Source organism: Shewanella septentrionalis (assembly GCF_025370265.1).
In the GTDB taxonomy this organism is placed as follows: Bacteria; Pseudomonadota; Gammaproteobacteria; order Enterobacterales; family Shewanellaceae; genus Shewanella; species Shewanella hafniensis.
Map to the genome: position 1 here is coordinate 15,168 of NZ_JAMTCC010000021.1, position 23,057 is coordinate 38,224.

14 protein-coding genes are annotated in these 23,057 nt (G+C 47.0%); 8 read left to right on the forward strand and 6 right to left on the reverse strand.

Features of this window, described 5'->3' with window-relative positions; all coding sequences use genetic code 11:
- Entirely contained in the window at positions 1-900 is a 900-nt protein-coding gene (locus tag NE536_RS13140; RefSeq protein ID WP_220592108.1) for a DUF350 domain-containing protein, read from the reverse strand.
- Positions 901-913: 13 nt separating this feature from the next.
- Positions 914-1,888 (reverse strand): hypothetical protein, encoded by a 975-nt coding sequence (locus tag NE536_RS13145; protein WP_261272966.1) that lies wholly within the window; start codon positions 1,886-1,888, stop codon positions 914-916.
- Positions 1,889-2,126: 238 nt separating this feature from the next.
- Between NE536_RS13145 and glnE the strand changes: the two genes are divergently transcribed.
- From glnE to NE536_RS13170, 5 genes are all read left to right on the forward strand, one after another.
- On the forward strand, positions 2,127-4,982 hold the full coding sequence (gene glnE, locus NE536_RS13150) for a bifunctional [glutamate--ammonia ligase]-adenylyl-L-tyrosine phosphorylase/[glutamate--ammonia-ligase] adenylyltransferase (RefSeq protein WP_261272967.1): 2,856 nt from the start codon (positions 2,127-2,129) through the stop codon (positions 4,980-4,982).
- 117 nt (positions 4,983-5,099) lie between these two features.
- Positions 5,100-6,071: a GGDEF domain-containing protein gene (locus NE536_RS13155; RefSeq protein WP_126491244.1), complete on the forward strand. Its 972-nt coding sequence runs from the start codon at positions 5,100-5,102 to the stop codon at positions 6,069-6,071.
- A gap of 306 nt (positions 6,072-6,377) precedes the next feature.
- Positions 6,378-8,543 (forward strand): catalase/peroxidase HPI, encoded by a 2,166-nt coding sequence (gene katG / locus NE536_RS13160; protein WP_261272968.1) that lies wholly within the window; start codon positions 6,378-6,380, stop codon positions 8,541-8,543.
- Between the two features lie 184 nt (positions 8,544-8,727).
- Positions 8,728-9,162 (forward strand): PaaI family thioesterase, encoded by a 435-nt coding sequence (locus NE536_RS13165; RefSeq protein ID WP_107403900.1) that lies wholly within the window; start codon positions 8,728-8,730, stop codon positions 9,160-9,162.
- Between the two features lie 451 nt (positions 9,163-9,613).
- A complete protein-coding gene (locus tag NE536_RS13170; RefSeq protein ID WP_006083981.1) occupies positions 9,614-11,302 on the forward strand; it encodes an OpgD/OpgG family glucan biosynthesis protein in 1,689 nt (562 codons plus the stop codon).
- Positions 11,303-11,390: 88 nt separating this feature from the next.
- Here NE536_RS13170 and NE536_RS13175 read toward each other — a convergent pair whose 3' ends face one another.
- Positions 11,391-12,107 carry a type 1 glutamine amidotransferase gene (locus tag NE536_RS13175; protein WP_261272969.1) on the reverse strand — a complete coding sequence of 239 codons (717 nt, stop codon included), beginning with the start codon at positions 12,105-12,107 and terminating at the stop codon, positions 11,391-11,393.
- Positions 12,108-12,191: 84 nt separating this feature from the next.
- Here NE536_RS13175 and NE536_RS13180 point away from each other — a divergent pair, with 84 nt between their 5' ends.
- Together NE536_RS13180 and NE536_RS13185 are read left to right on the forward strand one after the other, a co-directional pair.
- Positions 12,192-13,007, forward strand: a complete 816-nt coding sequence (locus NE536_RS13180) for an AraC family transcriptional regulator (RefSeq protein ID WP_342455082.1) — start codon at positions 12,192-12,194, stop codon at positions 13,005-13,007.
- Positions 13,008-13,239: 232 nt separating this feature from the next.
- Entirely contained in the window at positions 13,240-14,709 is a 1,470-nt protein-coding gene (locus tag NE536_RS13185) for an inorganic phosphate transporter (protein ID WP_261273004.1), read from the forward strand.
- A 243-nt stretch (positions 14,710-14,952) separates the two neighbouring features.
- Here NE536_RS13185 and NE536_RS13190 read toward each other — a convergent pair whose 3' ends face one another.
- The gene (locus tag NE536_RS13190) at positions 14,953-15,906 is read right to left on the reverse strand and encodes a DUF72 domain-containing protein (protein ID WP_261272971.1); all 954 of its coding nucleotides are present in this window, start codon (positions 15,904-15,906) and stop codon (positions 14,953-14,955) included.
- Between the two features lie 294 nt (positions 15,907-16,200).
- Here NE536_RS13190 and NE536_RS13195 point away from each other — a divergent pair, with 294 nt between their 5' ends.
- On the forward strand, positions 16,201-17,667 hold the full coding sequence (locus tag NE536_RS13195; protein WP_261272972.1) for a diguanylate cyclase domain-containing protein: 1,467 nt from the start codon (positions 16,201-16,203) through the stop codon (positions 17,665-17,667).
- Positions 17,668-17,804: 137 nt separating this feature from the next.
- On the opposite strand, the gene NE536_RS13200 is transcribed toward NE536_RS13195, so the two are convergent.
- Positions 17,805-19,697 carry a methyl-accepting chemotaxis protein gene (locus NE536_RS13200; RefSeq protein WP_261272973.1) on the reverse strand — a complete coding sequence of 631 codons (1,893 nt, stop codon included), beginning with the start codon at positions 19,695-19,697 and terminating at the stop codon, positions 17,805-17,807.
- Between the two features lie 481 nt (positions 19,698-20,178).
- On the reverse strand, positions 20,179-22,812 hold the full coding sequence (gene pepN, locus NE536_RS13205; protein WP_261272974.1) for an aminopeptidase N: 2,634 nt from the start codon (positions 22,810-22,812) through the stop codon (positions 20,179-20,181).
- Positions 22,813-23,057 lie beyond the last annotated feature (245 nt).

The following is a 23,057-nucleotide window of genomic DNA, read 5'->3' on the forward strand; positions in this document are numbered from 1 at the left end:
TTAGGCCATCAGTGCCGTGAGGATAAGTGCGATAGCGATACTGATCGCCATTTCAACGGCGGCGATGCCGATATTGTGTTGTCTTTCCACTTCATCGGCTAAATCGATACGGGCTAATACCAGTTTCTTCACGACGAACAGTAATAAGGAAAGCGCGATCAGCATGATGACTGAGAACACTAACCAGCCGATCACGTTAGTCACATAAGCCGTTGGATTGAATATAATAAAGTGGCTGGCAGCGTTAAAGCTCAGCGCCATGGCTATCATATAACCGGCATGACGCAGTGCTAATGCCGTATGACCTTGTACTAAGGCTTGCTGCATTGACGAGTCTTGATTGCGGCTTGCAAAACGGTTTTCGCGCCAGCGTGTCAGTAGCACTAACATCAACTGCGAAATTGCAAAGGCACTGAAGATAGCGATAAAAGTATCTAGGGTTAAGTCTTCTGCCCATAACAACACGGCGCGGATGATAATCGCAGTGGCGATGGCAGCACTGGCATCGACAATCGCGACAGACACATTACCTTTGATGATTTGCTCGTTCTTATCAAACTCATTTAAGGCAATCTTATCGTGGAGGAAGCGGCCCAGTTTTATTAGCACTAAGCCGAATAAACCATAGCAGCTCATACCAATCGCTTCGGTAAGATAAGAGTGCGCTGCAGCGCCTGTGATAGCGCCCGTGAGCACTATACCCAATGCGGCAACGGCGCCCGCGGTACTGATACCGAAGGCAAAGTTATCACGCTCCGCCAGTTCTTTACTGCTGTTAACTTTTACGCTCCAACCTTGCAAATAACGCATCAGCGTTAGCAAAATCACGGCTATGGTGAGATCGATAGCCAGAATGATGGCTAGCTCTGGTGTGATACCGAAATCCTGAAATAGTGTCATTGGAAATCCTTAGTTACTTGCCCCGGCGCACACTGCGGGTCGTGCGATTACTGGAATTACGGAAACTGCTGTCTTTTGCATAGTTAGAGCGGAACTTACTATTCGAACTCTTGCTTGCGCTTGTGGTGTTGCTAGCCTTAGGTGCGCTGGTACTTTCACGGGATAACGCCGTGCCACCGGTACGCGGTTTGGCATAAGGGCTGTCGAAGCGCTTGCCTTGGGAGTCGAAACGTTTTTTTGTTTGTTCGAAGGTCTTATTTTGCGCATCCGCTTGTTTGGGTGAGGTATAGCGATAACGGCCTACGTCATTGTAATAGCTGTAACCTCGGTTACCTGACCAACGATCGTAGGAAATCGGGCGATTGAACACATTCGAAAACATCGAATACATGCCATACCAAGCCCAAAACGATGTGCCGCTCGAGTCGGTTTGCCAGTTACCGTAAGACGGATTACCAACGAGCTGACTGCCTGGACCAAAATCTTCGCCGCCATTGGCTAATGTTGCGGCCTCACGGCTAATCGCATTCACGCGGGCCAGTTTGCCGTCGGACATATCGGCGACCACGTTGACAGGATCTGACAACATATCGTTAAACAGACTGGGATCAGCGGCTTGATAAAGATTTTCCGCTTCGGCCAGCTGTTGATCGAGATCGGCAAAGTTACTCGCCACTTTCGATTCATCTAAACGACGTTTCAGCGAGGTATACATGGGGCCTTGGGTGCCAGAATCCTTTGCTAATTCATCAAGTAATGGGGCTAAATCGGGTTTCTGCTGTTTTAACAGTGTGGTGTATTGTTTTAAGAGGTTAGCGTTACGCAACTGCCCGTCATCGATCATCGTCGTGAGCGTTGCGAGGCGTTGCTGCGTGAGTTGTTGATACTTCGCGATTTTATCCGGTCTCTCATCGCCACATCCCGTCAGCGATAGCATAACGGCTAAAAAGAGGATCGATGTGAGAACACGGGTTAGCATTCCTGCCATGTTTTCTCCAAATGGTAATGAAATAAAACTCAAATACTTGCAGGCAATAATAATCTGCTTGCCCAATATGCCTGCTGCGCAGGTTATAGTACCCTTAAATGCCACAGATAAAAGGGGATACCTTTATTTGTGTGCTACATCAGGTAGCTGCAAGTCTCGTCGAACATAACATGATGTGGCGTCAATCTATATCATTTACGACATAATATGTCGATAGCTAAATTTGTTAGGGATTATTATGACCATGCAAAAAGACAGTAATAAGTCATTGTCTATTCTCGTTAATCAAACCGCTGAGCACAATTGGCTGCGGTTAGAGGAAGTATGGTCCGAAGGACTCGCACAATTAACACCTGCCCAGCAGCAAGAGCTTAAAACGATTCTTGGACTCAGTGATTACGTGGCGGCCCAGCTATGCCGACATCCTGAGTGGATTAATGTTCTGCTTGCTGGCGAGTTAAGCCTGATTGAGCGTAAAAACTTCGATCTTGAGTTACACGAAGTCCTAAGCCGCGCCACAACTGAAGATATGGCAAAAGCCAGCTTGCGGCGGTTTCGTAATTATCAAATGGTGCGCTTAGCTTGGCGTGACTTTTTAGGCTACGCCAGTTTAGAAGAATCTCTGCTCGATCTGTCGGCGCTTGCCGAAGCGTTAGTCATTTGCGCCCGCGATTGGCTCTATAAAGATATGTGCGCCCAATACGGCACGCCGATGGACAAAGAAGGCAATGCACAGCCATTGTTGATTTTAGGCATGGGCAAATTAGGCGGCCGCGAGCTCAATTTCTCCTCCGATATCGATTTGATTTTCACTTTCCCTGAGCACGGTGAAACCGTTGGTGGGCGTCGCAGTTTAGATAATCAACAATTTTTTATCCGCATGGGACAAAGACTTGTGAACTTACTCGACCAAGTTACCGTCGATGGATTCGTGTTCCGCGTGGATATGCGTTTGCGCCCCTATGGTGAAAGTGGCCCGCTGGTGGTGAGTTTTAGTGGCCTTGAAGATTATTACCAAGAACAGGGCCGAGATTGGGAACGCTATGCCATGGTCAAGGCGCGTGCGCTCGGACCTTGGAGCCATTTCTCCGATGAATTACACAGCCTGCTTAGACCTTTTGTGTATCGCCGCTATATCGACTTCTCAGCGATTGAATCCCTGCGAAAAATGAAGCAGCTCATTGCGCAAGAAGTGCGTCGCCGTCATTTGACCGACAATATTAAACTCGGCGCGGGCGGTATTCGTGAGGTCGAGTTCGTGGTGCAGAGTTTCCAATTAATTCGTGGCGGCCGCGAGCCTGCGCTGCGCCAGCAGAGTTTATTCGGTGCTATCGATACGCTCTACAGCTTAGGGCAGTTTGAATATTTGGCGGTCGATGAGCTTAAACACAGCTATTTATTGCTGCGCCGAGTCGAGAATTTACTGCAAGCCATAGACGATAAACAAACCCAAACCTTGCCGAATAATCCGCTGGATTGGGCGCGATTGTGCCATGTGCTCGATATGGCAAACGAGGTTGATTTACGGACTCATATTGAAGCGGCAATGAGCAAAATCCATCGTCATTTTAAAGCCACCGTGGGCGGTGAAGAAGGCGAAGAAAAGGCCGAGCACTGGACAACGCAGCTGTGGCATGTGCAAGATATTGATGATGCCGTCGCGTTATTGGCCGAACAGCAAATCGACGATGATAAGCTGTGCCCTATGCTCAGCAGCTGGCGTGAAACGGTCACTAAGCGTTCTATTGGTCCACGCGGGCGGGAAACCTTAGATAAATTAATGCCAAGATTATTGGAAGAGTTGATTAATCAACAGAGTCCATCGGCTGCCTTTGAGCCCGTGTCTAAGGTGCTTGAGCAGATTTTAACTCGCACCACCTACCTTGAGCTTTTATGTGAAAACCCTGGCGCACGGCAACAGTTAGTGAGCCTGTGCTGCGCCAGTCCTTGGATTGCCGCGCAGTTGGCTAAATTTCCCATGCTGCTCGATGAGCTTATCGATCCCTCGCAGCTTTATGACACGACCTCCATCGATGATTATCCGAGCGAGCTGCGCCAGTACATGTTGCGTGTGCCCGAGGATGATATGGAGCAGCAGATGGAAGCGCTGCGACAATTTAAGCTGTCACAACAACTTAAAATCGCCGCCGCCGATGTCACTGGGGTTTTACCTGTGATGCAAGTGAGCGATCACTTAACCTTTTTAGCCGAAGCCATCATAGAACAAGTGGTGATGCAGGCGTGGCAACAGGTTTCAGTGCGCCATGGCGTGCCCGCTCACCTTGAGGGCAATGACACCGGCTTTGCCGTTGTCGGTTATGGCAAGCTCGGTGGGATCGAATTAGGTTACGGCTCCGATCTCGATTTAGTTTTCCTGTGTGAAAACAAAGCAGAAAACGGCCTGACCAATGGGGATCGGCCGATTGAAGTCGGCCATTTCTACCTCAAACTCGCCCAGCGTATTCTGCATTTGTTCTCGACTCGCACCACTTCGGGTGAGTTGTACGAAGTGGATATGCGTTTGCGTCCTTCCGGCGCCTCGGGTTTGATGGTCAGTGAGATTGAACGCTTTGGCGAATACCAAGCTAATGAGGCGTGGACGTGGGAACATCAAGCCTTAGTGCGCTCGCGTTTTGTTTTCGGCGACAATAGTTTAGCGGTCAAATTTAGCCGAATTCGCGCCTCGGTATTGGAAAAACCACGGGATAAAACTGAGCTGCAAAAAGCAGTACGTGAGATGCGTCAGAAGATGCGCGATCACTTGCTCAAAGTCAGCGATGGCATGTTTGATTTAAAACAGAGCCCTGGCGGGATTGCCGATATTGAGTTTATTGCCCAGTACTTAGTGCTGGCTAATGCCAATGAGTATCCAGAGCTAACGATTTGGTCTGACAATGTGCGGATTTTCGGTGTGTTAGCTGAACTTGAACTTTTACCTATAATGAGTGCCCAGCATTTAACTCAAACCTATTGCTTACTGAGGGATGAGAATCATCGTCTGACTTTGCAACAAAAGGCGGGGCAGTTACCTGTGTTAGACGTAGAGGAACATGCCGAGCGAGTGTTAAACATTTATCGCGCTGTGCTTGAGTAGTACAGTCATCTATACAGTCATTTAAAGAGGGTAAGGCTGGAACGAATATCAGCCTTAACTCCGCAAGAATACGCAATTTAGGCTAGAGTTTAATGAAAGCAGTTAGCAGAGAGCACAATGCAATTACCTACTATCCCTGAAAACGAGCTGCAACGTTTGGCCACGTTACGGGCACTCAATGTGCTCGACACCGATGCCGAGGAACGTTTCGATCGTATCACTCGGCTCACGCGCAGAATTTTTTCTTTGCCGATTTGTGTTGTGACCTTAGTGGATGCCGAGCGGCAGTGGTTTAAATCTCGCCAAGGATTGGAGGTGACTGAAACACCACGGGAAATTTCATTTTGTGGCCATGCGATCAATCAAGACGATATTTTTATCGTAAACGACGCCCTCAAAGATCCGCGCTTTAGTGACAATCCTCTGGTGACCGAGCAGCCGCATATTCGCTTCTACGCTGGCTATCCCTTAACCATTCATAGGCAATATCGGGTAGGGACCTTGTGTTTAATCGGCACTGAACCGCGAGAGTTTACGGCTGAAGATATTGAAACCTTGACGGATTTAGGTGAAATGGTGGAGGCGGAATTACTCTCTATCGCGCAAAACACTTTAGATCCTTTGACCACGATTTCGAATCGGCGTGGATTTGAGTTACTGGCCCATCAGGCGCTGGCGAGTTGTCGGCGTACCGAATCTGAGGCGGCATTACTCTTCTTCGATCTCGATTTCTTTAAGGAAGTGAATGACAACTTTGGTCACCTCAAGGGCGACCAAGTGTTATACGATTTTGCCCATATCCTGATGACCGCTTTTAGGGAGTCGGATGTGATTGCAAGGCTTGGCGGCGATGAGTTTGTGGTGCTATTAAGTTTTGTACATAGCGATACAGTCAATCGTGTCATCGAGCGTTTTAAGCTGTTACTTGAACAATATAATCAACAGCATCCTAAGCAACATAGCTTAGCGACCAGTATTGGTATCGCCCATTGGACGCCAGATTCTGAGATGAGTTTAGAGGATCTATTAGATTCCGCCGATAAGGCCATGTATCAGGATAAAGCCGCCCACCACACTGGTGCGCCTTAATTGATGTGTGCTTAAGCAAGATGAAAAGGGAGACAATTATGTCTCCCTTTATATATATTGGACTCAGCAGTAACTTAGCTTCCTTTAATGTCTTAATTTAAAAGGGCAATGTTTGCTGAACATTATTTAATGGGATGATTTATCGCGTTTCATCTAGAGGTAAGGTAAGGTCGTTAGACTGTTTTTTGTTTCTCTATAGAAACGATTAGTCGGTGAGTTAGAACGTTACGCAGTACAAACATGCAGCAAAAGTCATTTAGTTTTTACTTACTTGAATATTTTTTGCGAACAGAAGGAGAGCACGTTATGTCTGAGAACAAATGTCCTATGCATCATTCTGCTGGTGGCACCACGAATCGAGATTGGTGGCCTAAACAGCTCCGGCTCGATATTCTGCATCAGCACTCTTCCTTGTCGAATCCTATGGGCGAAGACTTCAATTATGCTGAAGCCTTTAAATCCCTCGATTTAGCCGCGGTAAAGCAAGACCTCCTCGCATTAATGACTGATTCACAGGACTGGTGGCCAGCGGATTTTGGTCACTATGGACCACTATTTATTCGTATGGCGTGGCACAGTGCCGGCACCTACCGTACCGGTGATGGACGCGGCGGTGCGGGCAGCGGTAATCAACGTTTTGCGCCGTTAAATAGTTGGCCAGATAACGTCAACCTCGATAAAGCTCGCAGGCTCCTTTGGCCGATCAAACAGAAATATGGCAATAAAATCTCCTGGGCCGATTTGATGATCCTCACGGGTAATGTCGCGCTGGAATCTATGGGATTCAAAACCTTAGGCTTCGCCGGTGGGCGAGTCGATATATGGGAGCCAGAAGTCGATGTCTACTGGGGTACCGAAGATAAGTGGTTAGACGATAAGCGTTATTCTGGTGAGCGGGATCTTGAAGACCCCCTCGCCGCAGTCCAAATGGGGCTGATTTATGTTAATCCTGAAGGACCGAATGGCGACCCCGATCCTTTCGCTGCCGCTGTCGATATCCGCGAAACCTTTGCTCGCATGGCAATGAATGATGAAGAAACTGTGGCCCTAATTGCCGGTGGCCATACTTTTGGTAAAACCCATGGTGCAGGTGATGCTGCATTAGTCGGGCCTGAGCCTGAAGCCGCCAGTATTGAGCAGCAAGGGCTAGGCTGGAAGAGTAGCTACAAAAGCGGTAAAGGTGGCGATGCTATTTCCAGCGGTCTTGAAGTGACTTGGACCTCAACTCCCACCCAGTGGAGTAATAATTTCTTTGAAAATCTATTCGGTTATGAATGGGAACTGACTAAGAGCCCAGCGGGCGCCCATCAGTGGATACCTAAAAATGGCGCGGGTAAAGGGGTGATTCCCGATGCGCACGACGCCTCAAAACGCCATGTGCCGGCCATGTTAACCACTGACCTTGCACTGATCTTCGACCCTGATTACGAGAAAATATCGCGTCGACTCTTTGAAAATCCCGATGAGTTTGCTGAGATCTTTGCAAAGGCTTGGTACAAGCTGACGCACAGGGATATGGGGCCATGCACACGCTATTTGGGTCCTGAAGTCCCAGCAGAAGCGTTTCTTTGGCAAGATCCCATCCCAGCGGTTGATCATCCCTTGGTTGATGAGCAGGATGTAACGGATCTTAAACTTAAGATTATTGGCTCTGGATTAACAATTTCAGAAGTAGTATCAACCGCTTGGGCCTCTGCTTCGACCTATCGCGGGTCTGATATGCGCGGTGGTGCGAACGGGGCCCGAATTCGCCTCGCGCCGCAAAAAGATTGGCCAGTGAACCAGCCTGAACAACTTGCTAAGGTGCTGAAAGTACTTGAGAGTATTCAGTCTGAGTTCAACAAAGGCGGTAAAAAAATCTCCCTTGCTGATTTGATTGTGCTGGCAGGTTGTGTCGGTATTGACCAAGCGGCCAGAAATGCGGGGGTTGAAGTGACCATTCCATTTACGCCAGGTCGTATGGATGCCACGCAAGCGCAAACGGATGTGGAATCTTTTGCGGTACTGGAACCGGTCGCCGATGGCTTTAGAAATTATCATCCCACTCAATTTTCGGTATCTGCGGAGGAGTTATTGGTTGATAGGGCACAATTACTGACCTTAACTGCACCGGAAATGACGGTACTCATCGGTGGGTTGCGGGTGTTAGATACTAACGCTGATCAATCTAAGACGGGTGTATTTACTGCGCGTCCTGAGTTTTTGACCAACGACTTTTTCGTTAACTTGCTGGATATGGGCACGACGTGGAAACCCACCTCAAAAGCGGAAGATAGGTTTGAGGGCGTGGATCGCGTTAGCGGAGAGCCAAAATGGACGGCGTCGCGGGTTGATTTGATCTTTGGTTCTAATTCGCAGCTGCGTGCGCTTGCAGAAGTGTACGCGAGCAGCGATGCGCAGCTGCGATTTATCGATGACTTTATCGCGGCTTGGACTAAGGTGATGAACTTAGACAGGTTTGATCTCCGCTGAGCCTAGCTTTAACTGATATTGTTTGTCTTATTTTAGTGGTTAATGGATCCAATTTAAGCCTTGTAGTGTTGAAGGTTGGCTTAGCGCTTAAGTGGATTATCAGTCAAATGATCGCCTAACCCTCTGTGGTTAAGCGGTCATTTTTATTAATCTGTAATGGTGTTTATCAATTTAGGGTAGGAATATGAGCATTCAGCAAATGTCGGGTTTAGCTATTTTACAGGCAATGGCAAAAGGCGAACTGCCCGCACCTTCGATCACCCAGACTATGCCTATGTCCTTGGTTCAAGCCGAAGAAGGTTCAGTGCTGTTTCATGCGACAGCCGATGATAAGCATTTGAATCCGCTGGGCGGCGTTCATGGTGGTTTCGCTGCCACTGTACTGGATTCTGTTACTGGCTGCGCCGTGCACACTTTGCTTGAAGCGGGTGTGGGTTACGGTACTATCGATTTGAATATTAAAATGATTCGACCTGTGCCTAAGCATCAAGTGTTAGTGGCCGAGGGCAGAGTGATTAATCTGTCTAAGTCCTTAGGGATTTCGGAAGGCACGCTAAAAACGCAGGATGGAAAATTACTGGCTACCGCCACGGCGACTTGCATGATTTTAAGGCCGTAAACCGATTCAATGCGCTCATGCAATGGTATCTGTGCTGCACTTTGCCTTGGCTTTTCCATCGCGTGCTGCGGCGATACGGCCTCTTCGATTTTAAGCCATGGATTGATGAGTTAACTCATGCCGAATCTGAGCACTAGCATCTGTAATCAAACATCGCGCTAGTATCTGCAATCAAATCGACAATTGCCTTGTTAGCGGTAAGGATTTATATAGATGTTAATTCAGTAAATAACGGAATTTTTTAATCATATTTTCATAAATAGGCTTCAAGATTGAAAATAGCTAGCATGCGATATTCCATTCGACAGAAAGTATGTTAGATTCTGGCGAATTGTTGCTGATCGCTGTATTGTTACCTCTGTCATCAACAGTTCTCCACAGGGCCATCGCTGCAAATTTAGTTAGATTTGCAGGGAAGTGTCAGGAAGTTACACCAATTCAGAGTCTGCTTATGCAACCCAATTTATTTCCCGAACAAAGAAACGTTTACCAACAATCGATGGTGACAGTACCTTCGATTGAAGCCCAATCCTCCTCTCGTCGCGGCCGTTTGCAGCGCATGGTTGGCAGCGTATTGTTAACCTGTAGCGTATTGCTGAGTCTTTCGGCGTGTGCAGCGGGTAAGCAGGCGTCACCACAAGAAGGTGAAGAGTTCAGTTACGCTTGGCTTAAGGGCTATGCCCGTACTATGGCTGCACAACCCTATGAAAGCCATAAAGGCGAATTGCCTAAAAGCCTTCAGGGCATGAGCTGGGATGATTACCAACAATTCCACTTTAAGAAAAAAGCCGCACTGTGGCGCGATCAGGACTCGGAGTTTCGTGCTGAGCTGTTCCACCTAGGGCTGTATTTCGACACGCCAATTCACATTTATGAATTGAATGAAGGCAAGGCTAAGTTAATCGACTATTCGCCTTCTATGTTCGATTACGGCAAGTCAAAGGTGAAAGGCAGTCAGTTGCCTAAGGATCTTGGCTTTGCGGGTTTCCGTATGCAGTTCAATACCGATTGGGAACGTGACGTTGTCGCTTTCCTTGGCGCCAGTTATTTCCGCGCTGTGGGTCATGAGATGCAATACGGCCTGTCGGCTCGTGGTTTAGCGGTGGATACTGCGCTGCCAAAACCTGAAGAGTTTCCAATGTTCACCGACTTCTGGTTAGAAAAACCTAAACCAGGATCGAATATCACGACTGTGTATGCCTTGTTAGACTCACCGAGTGTGACAGGTGCTTACCGTTTCGATATCGAGCCGGGTGAGCGTTTAAAAATGAAAGTGGATGTGGCTGTTTATCCACGTAAAGCGATTGAACGTTTAGGCGTAGCGCCATTGACCAGTATGTTTATGGTGGGTGAGAACGATCGCCGCACCGGTTACGACTGGCGTCCAGAAATCCATGATACCGATGGCTTAGCCATGCATACGGGTAATGGTGAATGGATTTGGCGTCCGCTAGGTAACCCAGAAAATCTGCGATTCAACGCCTATAGCGATGAAAATCCAAAAGGTTTTGGTTTACTGCAACGTGACCGTAACTTCGATCACTATCAGGATGACGGCGTGTTTTACGATAAACGCCCAAGTCTGTGGATTGAACCAACCAGCAGTTGGGGTAAAGGTTCGGTGCAGTTAGTTGAAATCCCAACACTGGATGAAACCTTCGATAACATAGTCGCATTCTGGAATCCTGCTGAGCCAATTGTTCCGGGTCAAGAGCTGTTGTATAGCTACAACATGTATTGGGGCGGCATTCCACCGGTTCAATCACCCCGTGCTCGCGTTGTTGATACCTTCACCGGGATTGGCGGCGTAGTTGGCCAGAAACGCAAATACTACAGTAAGCGTTTTGTGGTGGATTTCGCGGGCGGCACTTTGCCTATGATAGGCAAAGACACCCAAGTAAAAGCTGTGATCACTGCATCTGAAGGCAAAGTCGAAATTGAATCTGCCCGTCCTTTAGCGTCCATTAATGGTTACCGCGCTATGTTTGACGTAGTGCCCCCCGGAGACGGTACTGAGCCGATTAACCTGAGAGTCTATTTGGAAGTCGATGGTCAGCCCTTGTCTGAGACTTGGATGTATCAGTGGAATCCGCCTGCTAAGGATGATCGTGAATTGCACAATGCGGGTCATCTGCAATAAGCGATTCGTGAGTCATTAATCTAAAACGCCAGCTAACTTAGCTGGCGTTTTTGTTTTGGCTGGAGCCACTTTTTACTCAGTATGGTGTTTATACGGCTTTATAGGTTAGTACTAGATTATCTAAAAAATGCCCCAGCAACTGATTCATTCGAGTCGTTGATTGTCCAAGAATGAACTCAGTGCTTTGAATATATGGCATTTTTTGTGTACTGGAAAAAGCATGTTCTTGGGCTATTAATGGCGTTAATTGGCTACTGATAAATTCAAGATGGCATTGAAATCCAAAAACTAAATGTGTGTAACGTATTATTTGCCTTGGGCAAGCTTCACTTGTGGCGAGCACTTCGCAATCGGGAGTGAGGCCTGGCATATCGTTATGCCAGTGGCCGACCACTTCAGTTGTCGAAAATGTCTTAAGGCTAATATCACCTCTTCCTGCTGCAGTCAGTTCAATGGGGAAGTAACCAATCTCGGCATGTGGACTCTTTTGATAACGGGCACCTAATGCCTCGCCGATTAACTGTGCTCCAAGACAAACCCCCACAACGGCTTTATTTGTCTGGATAGCTTGCCTGATAAGTCTTTGTTCTGCTTGACTATCAAAATATGGACAATCACTTTGGCATGTCGCGGGAGACTGGGGGCCACCGAGTATAATTAACAAATCAAAACCATCACTATTTTCGGGTAAAGCTTCACCTAGATAGACTCTGCTAAAGCTCATTTTGTAGTTTTTACTTGCGGCCCAATCGCTAAAATAGCCTGGACCTTCATAGCTTTCATGGATAATGCAATGAATGCGCATCGAGTTTACCTGTGTCTTTTATGGGATAACGCTATGCTACAATCCTTTTTATTTGGCTGAATAACGTCATATGGACAAGTAATAATGCTAAGTCGCCAACTCGATTCGATTAACACCATTATTGAGCAAGCGCCTAATATGCCTTCCTTTGTAAAAACGATTGAGATGCAGAAGGGTTATGTGGATGTTTTACACCAGCACTGTTGGCATCAGCTTATTTTTCCGCTTCAAGGCCTGTTACAGACAGAGGCAAATGGGGCACTGTTTTTGGTCCCCCATACTACAGCGCTTTTTGTACCTGCAGGTGTCATGCATGAGTCTGTTGCGATTACAGATACCTGCTTTATTGGTGTCTATTTGAATCCTATGTATGGCCGAGATTATGGCGCCATGATAAAACCCGTGGCTATGAGTGCTTTTCTAAGGGAGTTGGTGCTAACGCTTAGAAAACAATGTGTTTTTAATCCCCCAACGAATGTTGAGCCAATGGCTCTGGCGGCAATACAGCGTTTGCTTGAGGTGTTATACGATCAAATTAATAGTGCGGAAGGACAGACTTTTAAGTTACTGATACCGCAAGATAGGCGCCTAAAATTGATCTTTGAGCATTTAACCCAAACACCAGCTTTAGATTTCTCTTTAGTGAAATGGGGTGAGATGGTTGGGGCATCGGAACGAACATTGTCGAGGTTATTTGTGAGGGAGTTTGGTTCCTCATTCGTCTTATGGCGTCAACATTTGCGGCTGATCTATTCGCTGTCGTTATTGGCCACAGACCTATCAATACAGAATGTGGCTCACCAAATCGGTTATCAAAATAATTCATCCTATATCAAAGCTTTCAAGGAGCGCTTTGGGATGACGCCACAGCGATTTCGGTTAGGCGATCATGGGATATAACGCAGTTACGACCTATGATAACGAGCATTTCATCTGACTTTTTAATTTGAATCAATGCTTTATGGATTTTATTCGCGGTTATTCATATCGTTGAATATAATCATCAATTGCAAGCATACGACTGAGTTATTGAGGACTAATTCACTTTTTGACAATCTAAATAATTTTTCACTGTAAAAGAGGCCAAATATAGGCGTAGTCTGTGGGCGTTCTCGCCATGGGTCAGTATGTTATGTTTGAAATGTTCACTACGTTAGGCTTTGCTTGGTCTGTGGGTTTAGTGCTTGCGATACTGTTTGTATTGGCATACGAGTTCATCAATGGTTTCCACGACACTGCCAATGCGGTGGCGACAGTTATCTATACCAAGGCGATGCCGGCCAATCTTGCTGTTGCTACCTCTGCACTCTTTAACTTTGCGGGTGTGCTATTAGGTGGTTTAGGTGTGGCCTATGCGATAGTGCATTTATTGCCCGTAGATTCCTTGCTAGGCATGGATTCGACCCAAGGTTTATTGATGGTCTTTTCTTTGCTGTTTTCGGCAATTATCTGGAACTTAGGCACTTGGTATTTCGGTATTCCAGCATCGAGTTCCCATACCTTGATTGGGTCAATAATGGGCGTGGGCGGCGCGTTCGCGTGGATGAATCATCAGCCTATCTTGCAGGGTATTAATGTCTCTAAAGCCTCGCAGATCATGTTGTCCTTAATTATTTCGCCGACCTTAGGTTTTGTGATGGCGGGGATTTTTCTGCTCATCATGAAATATGTCTGGCAGAAACATAAAATTCACCGCACTCCCGATGAGCAGATGCAGATTAATGGCAAAAAACATCCGCCATTTTGGGCAAGGGCGAGTTTAATTGTCTCTGCTATGGGCGTGAGTTTTGCCCATGGTTCTAACGATGGTCAGAAGGGTATCGGCCTAGTGATGTTAGTGCTGATTTGTATGGCTCCGGCGTATTTTGCCTTGGATATGGGCAGCCAACCCTATGATTTAGAAAGAACTCAAGATGCCAATCGGCGCATCATGGCGATTTACGATCGCAATCAAGCCGTTATCGCCGATGTGATCGACTTTAACGCTTCAGCAAACGTCCCCGAATATATGCTGGCCCATTGCTCGCCCGCGAATGTATTGCCCGCGATGTCGCTGCTCGACCGCCGCTTGGCAAAAGTCTCGACTTACCAAGAGATGAATGTCGCTGAGCGACGCGAGGTGCGTCGATTACTCCTGTGTATCGATGATACCGCTCGCCAAGTCGCTAAGTTAGATCTGCCCGTGAAAGATCTGACTTCATTGGCGAAATGGCGCAAGGATCTCACCCACACCACTGAATATGCGCCACTTTGGGTGATTATTGCCATTGCGACTGCACTGGGCTGCGGCACGTTAGTGGGTTGGCGAAGGATTGTGTATACCGTGGGTGAGAAAATTGGCTCATCGAGTATGACTTACAGCCAAGGTATTGCTGCACAGGTCACCGCTGCCGTATCAATTGGGATTGCCAGTATGACGGGCATGCCGGTATCGACGACTCATATTCTATCTTCCGCTGTTGCTGGCACTATGGTGGCGAATCGCTCAGGGCTTCAGATCCAGACAATCAAGCAAATCATGCTCGCTTGGTTATTGACGCTTCCTATCACTATGTTGCTCTCTGCGTGCGTATTTATCCTTGCCAATGCACTTTGGGGTTAGCCAGAAATATAAGCTGAATGCTCACATAGCCAAGCCTTAAGCGCTTGGTGTTTAAATTCAGCGCCGTTTCCCGCGATAATGAGCTATGCCGTCTTGTTAGTGTTGAGCCTTCAACACCCACAAGGATAAAATGGCTGAGCAATCTCGAATACGTTTTAAAGCACGACACCAATAATAAGAGCAGCGATACCCACGGCGAGCTTGCCGTGGGTTTTATTAGGCCCGTTTTACCTTGATAGCGTTCTACCAAGAAAGTCCCATCTGGGGGCTTGTCTCTTCGGGTTTCTTTTCAAGCAGGTTTATCTCGGCGAGTTGAATGTGCGTTGCAATTTGGCTGCGCAATTTTTGATAGAGACGTATGGCGAGTTCTGGTGCGGTTTCATTATCGGGAGTATGGATAAATAGATAGGGCTCTCGGCCTTCAGTAAGCCACTGCGGGAGTTGGGCGAGCCAATTATCAAAAAAGGCATCGTTATCCTTAGGTAAAGCGCTCGCGCCTTGCTGCGCGAGTCGTGCTACGGCATCGTCTGCTTGGCCGATAAAGCGCACCACAGGATGATTTGCGGTGGCAATCGCATGCACTGGCACTCGAGGTTTTTTCTTATGGGCGTCGATAATGGCGGCGTCGCTGGGTGGTAGGGCAAACAAGGGCCTGCTATCCATGATGATGCGATTCACTTTTTTATCGATAAGCAATCGATTCAGTGCACGCTCGGCTTCTCCCTTCGCAAAAAATGCAGCATGCCTGACTTCAACGCCATAGGTTAATCCTTGGGGGACTTGATTGAGAAATTGCGCTAACACAGGTAAGTTTTCTGGGCCGAAATGGGCGGGTAGTTGGATTTTCCAGATCCCCGTTTTATCAATTAATGGCGCCATCACTTGGAAGAAATCTTTCAACTCTTGGCCACAGTATTGCAATAGTTTTTGGTGGGTAATGGTTTGCGGCAGCTTGAAGGTAAAGCGAAAATCATCGGGTGTGGCACTATGCCAGTTCATTACGGTTTGCTGTGCTGCTGTTGCGTAGAAACTGGTGTTGCCTTCGACCGTATTGAATATTGTGGCGTAACGGGCGAGTCGCTCCGCTTGTTTAATCCCATGGCCATAGACACTCTCTTGCCAATTTGAGTGTGACCACATGGCTAGCCCAAGGCGAAAATGACTCGGTTTATTTAACCCAGAACGCAACTCATCCAAAAAGACCTTCCTTAAATTTTATTCACATTTGCCAATGCAATCCTAGCCTGATGTAGGCTAGGGTTTGGGGCATTGTGCCGATACCCTTAGTCTAGAGTCAAATCTCGCCGCTGATGGCTTAGGGTATTGTATTTGATTTTGTTTGCATTTAATCCTATAAAAAGCCGAGCCCAACTTGGGCAACTCTGGAATGACATTGAAAATTAACCTACTCTAATAGTGCGTTATTATTATTTTTATGCTTATGATCAGACTTATTACTTAGCCAAATACAGACGTTGATTGGAGAACGGTGTGAATAATGATGGCTACACTTCCCTAAGCAATTTTATTGACCTTCTTTTGGATGCTATTTGCGTCGTTGATAAAACTGGGCGGTTTGAATTTGTCAGTGCGGGGGCTGAACGTATTTTTGGCTATACGCCTGCGGAAATGATGGGTATGCAGATGCTCGATCTTGTGCTGCCTGAAGATAGAGAACGCACACTCGCAACCGCCAATGAGATTATGACTGGCCGCTATAAGGTCGATTTCGAAAACCGTTATGTGCGTAAAGACGGCACAGTTGTCGATATTTTATGGTCTGCCCGCTGGTCTGAGGTTCATCAGCAACGTGTGGCTGTGGCGAGGGATATTTCTAAAAGTAAAAACGCCGAACGCCGACAAGCTGCACTGTATGAGATTTCTGAAGCTGTGCATGTCGCTGAGGACTTACTAGCTCTATATCGCCGTATCCATGAAATCATTGCAAAATTGCTGCCTGCGGCAAACTTTGCCATTGCATTGTACGATCAAGATTTAAATGAACTCAGCTTCCCTTACAAAGCCGCCGCGGGTGATAAATCCCTGGTCGATATTGCAAGTTTCAGCCTGTTCACCGAACAAGTGATACACAGTGCAGAATCTTTACTCCTGTGTCCCGTGACCTTATCTGAGTATCCTCAAGCGATTCGCGAAGAACTGGGTAATGGCAATTTAAGTTGGCTGGGCGTGCCACTGAAGCTGCAAAAAGGCGTTATCGGTGCCTTGATGATGCATAGCTTACCCACTTCGGCTTCTTATACGCACCAAGACCGTGAGCTATTGGAGTTTGTTTCTACGCAAATTGCCTTTGCGATTGAACGCCGACAAATGCTAGCGCGATTAGAACATATTGCGCTGTATGATCAGCTAACCCTGTTGCCCAATCGTGAGCTTTTTTACGATAGGTTTCAAAAGGCGCTATCCAGAGCCCATAGGGAATCAAGTTATTTCTCTTTACTTTATTTAGACTTAGATAAGTTTAAGTGGGTGAACGATACCTTTGGTCATAGTGTGGGCGATTTATTGCTGCAAGTGACAGCGCAACGTATTGTCAGTTGTGTAAGGGGCTCTGATACCGTCGCCCGTTTTGGGGGCGACGAGTTTGTCATCTTACTTGAGCGCGTTGATTCGGCACAAAATACCCTGTTGGCAGCGCAAAAAATATTACAAGTCCTCAATCAACCCTTTGAGCTTACCGATCAGCAAATCCATATTCTGCCGAGTATCGGTATTGCCCTGTATCCAGAGCACGGCACGGACGAAAAACAGTTACTTTCCTGTGCGGATGCGGCCATGTATAAGGCTAAGAAAAATGGGGGCAATCGCATTGAAATGGGCTATCAAGGGCTGAGAAACCTGCATGCAGATCCTTCCACAGCGGCTCCTGAGTTAAAGAGCGCTGAGTTAAAAGACACTGAGTTAAATAACCTTGAAAACAAGGTGACTAAGATAGTGTGAGTCCGATTGAGACGTTCAAGCGCAAGAGTTTGAATTACTGGAATGTGTAAAGAAATGCCCGCGAATGTCAGTGACATTCGCGGGCATTATTGTATGTAGCGGTTTTACGGTATCAGGGTATAGAGTCCGTGATGACTCTACAGTTTGAAGCGATTCACTTCTTGCTGTAATGACGCGGCTAAGTGGGCGAGTTCCTGCGCTTGCACCATAGAGGTTTGCGCCTCAATCGACAGATTCTCTGACACTTCACGAATCGACTCAGTATTGCGGTTGATTTCGCTGGTGACTGAAGTTTGCTCTTCAGCTGCCGTGGCAATTTGGCTCGCCATATCTGAAATATCATTAATGGCTTTACTGATCAGCAACAAACTTTCGCTGGCGGAATTGGCGTCGGCCACACTGGTTTCTGCCATTTCATGACTCTGAGTCATAGATTTAACAGCTTTACCGGCGGTTTGTTGGAGGGTTTCGATCATCGCTTGAATTTCTTGGGTCGATGAATGAGTGCGTTGTGACAGTACTCGAACTTCATCGGCAACCACAGCAAAACCGCGACCCTGTTCACCCGCGCGCGCGGCTTCAATGGCCGCGTTGAGTGCGAGTAAGTTGGTTTGTTCGGCGATGCCACTGATCGTTAACAGAATACTGTTGATCTTCTGTGAGTGCTCATTCAGCTCACCGATAATTCGGCCGGCAGTTTCAACTTCACTGGCTAAATTACGGATAGATTGCTGACTCTGGGCGACTTGTTTGTGGCCATGATTCGAAAGCCCGACAGCATTTTGCGCAGTTTGTGCTGTGTGCTCGGCATTGCTGGCAATCTCTTCGGTGGCACTGGCCATTTCGGTGACAGCCGTAGCGACCATAGTCACTTCATCTTGTTGGACTTCAATGCGTTGGCTGTTGTCCGTGGCCGAAGCGCTGCTGCCTTGGGCCTGATGCTCAAGTTGACCGGCAATCTTGTGCATACGGGAAATCATGCCATGGAGACGTTCCACAAAGCGGTTAAAGCCCGATGCCAACATACCAATTTCGTCGTGACTGTTGGCAGTATGAATGCGCACTGTTAGGTCGCCATCACCTTCGGCGATATCATTGAGTGCTTGGGCAACGCGTTCGAGATCTTTGAATTGGATTTTGAAAATAGCGATTAAAATCAAGCCAAATAGCACTAATAGGGCGATACCTACGGCCGACATCCACCAGGCAAGATCGGTTGCCTGTGACATGATTTCCTTTTTATCCATCACGAAAATCAGCGCCCAGTCCGTTGAGGGAATTGCCGCCACATAAACTAACTTAGTGGCGCCATCGAGGGTGCGTTCTTCCATGGTATTGGCATTGGTGCGCTGTGATAACCAGCTATTACTAAAATCACTATCAATTTTCGTGAGTTGTTGGGTATTGAGCTGACTATTGGGATGACTGATGATGAGTCCTGCATTATCGACCATCAAGGTATAACCTTCGCCCGGCACTTCAAGGCGCTGCACCGCATCGGTCAATTGATCTATGGTTAAGTTCGCTGCTGCCACGCCTATCAGCTGGCCCGAACTCATTACAGGTTCGGCAATCGTCACAACTTGTTTTTTCAGTGTGGCGCTGACGTAGGGCGCCGTCATGATCATTTTACCGGCAGCTTTAGCGTCCATATACCAAGGGCGGACGCGGGGATCATAATTCGCGGTATTTAGAGACGGATCTTGACGATACATGTTGCCTTGCTCGTCGCCATAATAGGTGAGGGCAAAGTCCACCGCAGTATGCGCTTGCAGCAAATGAGGGGTAACGTTTGTACTCGGATCGGCTTCAATGGTTTGTTTTAGGCTGGTAATGGCCATTTTTCTGTCTTGCATCCACTGACCAATGCCGGATGAAAAGGTATTCGCCAGTTGGTCAATTTCATTCTGTGTATTTTCTAACGCATTATTTCTAATGAAATAAGTTGAGATACTTACGAGTACAGCAATAGTGATCAGTACAGCGGAAAGACTGCTGAACAGCAGCCGTGTTTTGAGTGTCGATCGCATAATCTATTCCTTTATATTCCGTTAGCTCTCTAATGTTGTTTTAGTATAGCGGCAGCAAGGGGTAAAACATTAAACCATGAGTGAATTATAGTAATAAATTTAGAAGTGACTCCCATAATTTAAAATTTTTATAATCATATGATTTCTATGTTAATAACGATTGAGTGAGCCATTCTTTATTAATGGCTACTCGATAAAACTGAGAAGATTGAATCGAGGAGGGATGAATAATATTCTACAAATGACAAATATCATTCTTTATCGTCAGTAGACCGTTAAAATATACTCGTTCTCGCTAACGATATAATTAAATATGTTACCGTTTTACGAGTTATTATTCAGAATGGCAACTTGTTTATTTGAAGGCTAAGTTTCTGTGGGGAGTCTTTGTTGTTCTGCTTCGTGTTTAGGCTTCATCTATTGCGGCACATAAAAAAGGAGCTCCTAGAAGCTCCTTGTTAATTCTAAAATGGCCTTAATCTCATTGAGTCATTTTATTTTTGATCAGCACGCAGCGCAGTTCCATTTGACGAGTTTCTAATAGATTGCGGCGGGTGAGATTCGATAATCCAGTTTGGCTATCAAGCACTTTATCCAATGCCGCTATGCTAGTGTAGTTACAATCAGTAGGAATCAAGTTGTGAGCGTAGTTACGCATAAACACAGGGCCTTTTTTATCAATATCCCTCAAGCTCGCCAGACGTTCTTCCGCCGTAGCCGCGCTCAATAGTTTCTGCTCCGCAGGATAAAGATTTTCCATAATGATCCGTTGCTTGGAGAAAGGCAGGCTGTCTTGATGAACCTTGCTTAACCAGCGACGTTTGGCCGCCGCTTCTGGGCGGATCACTTGCGCCGCAAGCGCAGCTTTTTCGCCTGAGTCTGAATTATCCTTGGCCGCCTCTTTGGTTAAACGTTGCTGTGCGTTAGGGAAATCATAGCGATTGAGCTGGGTGATAATCGCCCAGCGTAAATCTTGATCTAAGGTTAACCCCTTAATTTTTGTTTCACCGTCAGCGAGTTGCGCTAAATGGCGCAATGAATCCCTGTCGCTGGCTAAATTGACATACGCATCGAACCAAATACGTTGGAAGTCATTATCGCCTTTGCTTTCCATCGCTTTTCTAAGGCTCATCTGGCTTAAGCCTTTGATTGCATTCTCAGCGTAGTTTTGCTGAATAGGTGCGATTTGTGCGAGATACTGCTTCGAGCGCAACATGCTATCGATGATCTGACCAACAATCGTGTAGTCCGTCTCAGCAGGCGCGTTAACAAATACTGTGCTTAGGTATTGATCTAAGCTCAATTTACCTTCGCGAACGCTGTCCCACAGACTTTGCCACAGCATAGAGCGCAGCAGTGGATCTGACACATTACTCAACTGCTGTTTTGCAGTGTTAAAGGATTTGTCATCGAGCTCGACTTTCACAAAACCCCAATCATCAAAGTTTGGATAGACTAAGTCAGGGCAGCGCTCACCAATCAGTTGTTTGACTTCGGTACGCTCACCCTTGTACGTGACAGGCACAGTAACGTCATGGCGTAAATCGAAGCGACCTTGGGTAAAGAGGGCTACTTGGACTTTTTGTTCGCGTAATGTTGGCAGTTCAGTGCTTGCTGGGAGCTGTAGCAGACTAAAGTCACTGATGCGGTTAGCTTCACAGCGATATTCCGCCTTGATGGTGTTAACGCCCGCGCTGTAGAGCCATTCTTGAGTCCAAGCGCTTAAATCACGACCAGCGGCTTTGCCTAGGCTATTGATAAAATCGTCTAATTCGGCATTTTGATAACTATATTGTTTTAAATAATTGCTGACGCCACGGCGAAACACCATGTCGCCCAGCAAGTGGCGCAGTTGTTTCAGTGTCGATGCGCCTTTTTGATAAGTGATCGCATCGATATTGTCGAAGGCGTTTTGGGTTGTTGCCACTGGCACTTCAATCGGATGCGTGGTGACTAAGCTGTCCTGCTCATAGGCTCTTTGTTTGCCTTTAGCGTAAAAAGTGCGCCAAGCATTGGTGAATTCGGTCGCCTCCTGAGTCGCAAGCGTGCCCATAAAGGAGGCAAAGCTTTCATTGAGCCACAGGCCATTCCACCATTTCATGGTCACGAGATCGCCAAACCATTGATGCGCCATTTCATGCATGATAACGCCGGCTAGGCTTTGCTTTTGATCTGCCGTCATGGCTGCTTTATAGAGGAAATGATCTTCGGCAAAGGTCACTGCCCCCGCGTTTTCCATGGCGCCATAGAGGAAATCAGGTACCAGAATTTGATCATATTTCTTAAAGGGATACGGAATGCCAAAGTAGTTATCGAAGAAGGTTAACCCTTGTTTGGTATAGTTAAACCAATCCTGCGGTGTGACTTGGCTAGCCACAGATTCACGGGCGAACAGGCGCATTGGATAGCGGCCCGAGTTGTCTTGCCACATGTGGTAGGGACCCGCATGCATAGAAAAGTTATACGGACTGAGTTTCGGTGTATCAGGGAAGGTCCAACGGTTGTATGCGCCTGCTGGAGTGATTTGGCTTTCACGCATAGTGCTAATCACTTGCCAATCTTTAGGTGCTGTGACCGTAATCTGATAGTTGGCTTTGATATCCGGTTGGTCAAATACGGCAAACATTTGTTGCGCGGCGGCGGGTTCAAAATGCGAATAGAGGTAGACCTTGCCATCGACCGGATCTTTAAAACGGTGCAAACCTTCGCCATTGGTGCTGTGAGGGCGAGTAAACTGCACTTCAACCGTGTTTTCACCCGAGGTCAGCAGACGCGTATTTAAGCTAATGTAAGCGCCATTATAGTTTGGATATACTGCGGTACCGTTGATGATAAAGCGTTTTATCTGTGCTTTGTTTAAATCTAAGCTCAGTTGTTTTGGTATTTCACTTAATTGAAAGGTCACTTTGGAGGTGGCGGAAAACTCGGCTTCCCCTGTGAGCTGAAAATCCAATTCATAGCGAACATCGGAAATAACCTGCGAGCGCAGCGCGGCCTGATACTGGCTAATGTAAGCACTGGCGTCACGTGGGCCCGTATTAAGAGTGCTTTGGGTGGCACACGACATCAATGCGCCGCAGGCAAGGGCAACAAAACTGGCTTTAAACAAGTTCACAACTTCAATCCTTCAACAATTTGTTTTGTTTTCTGCTTGGATATTGTTTCAATGTCGGGTGTTTGGGGTTGCCTGAGTGGCAAATTATCCCCTGCGCCAGTGCCGATTTGAGCCAGTATCATTGCAGTGTATTTTGGCCGAGTACACTACCTTATTTGCCTAGGATAACCAATGTTAAAAATGTAAAAAAAAAGCCAGCATTTCAGCTGGCTTATTGGAAACTCAGTTTGGCGAAAGTAAGCGCC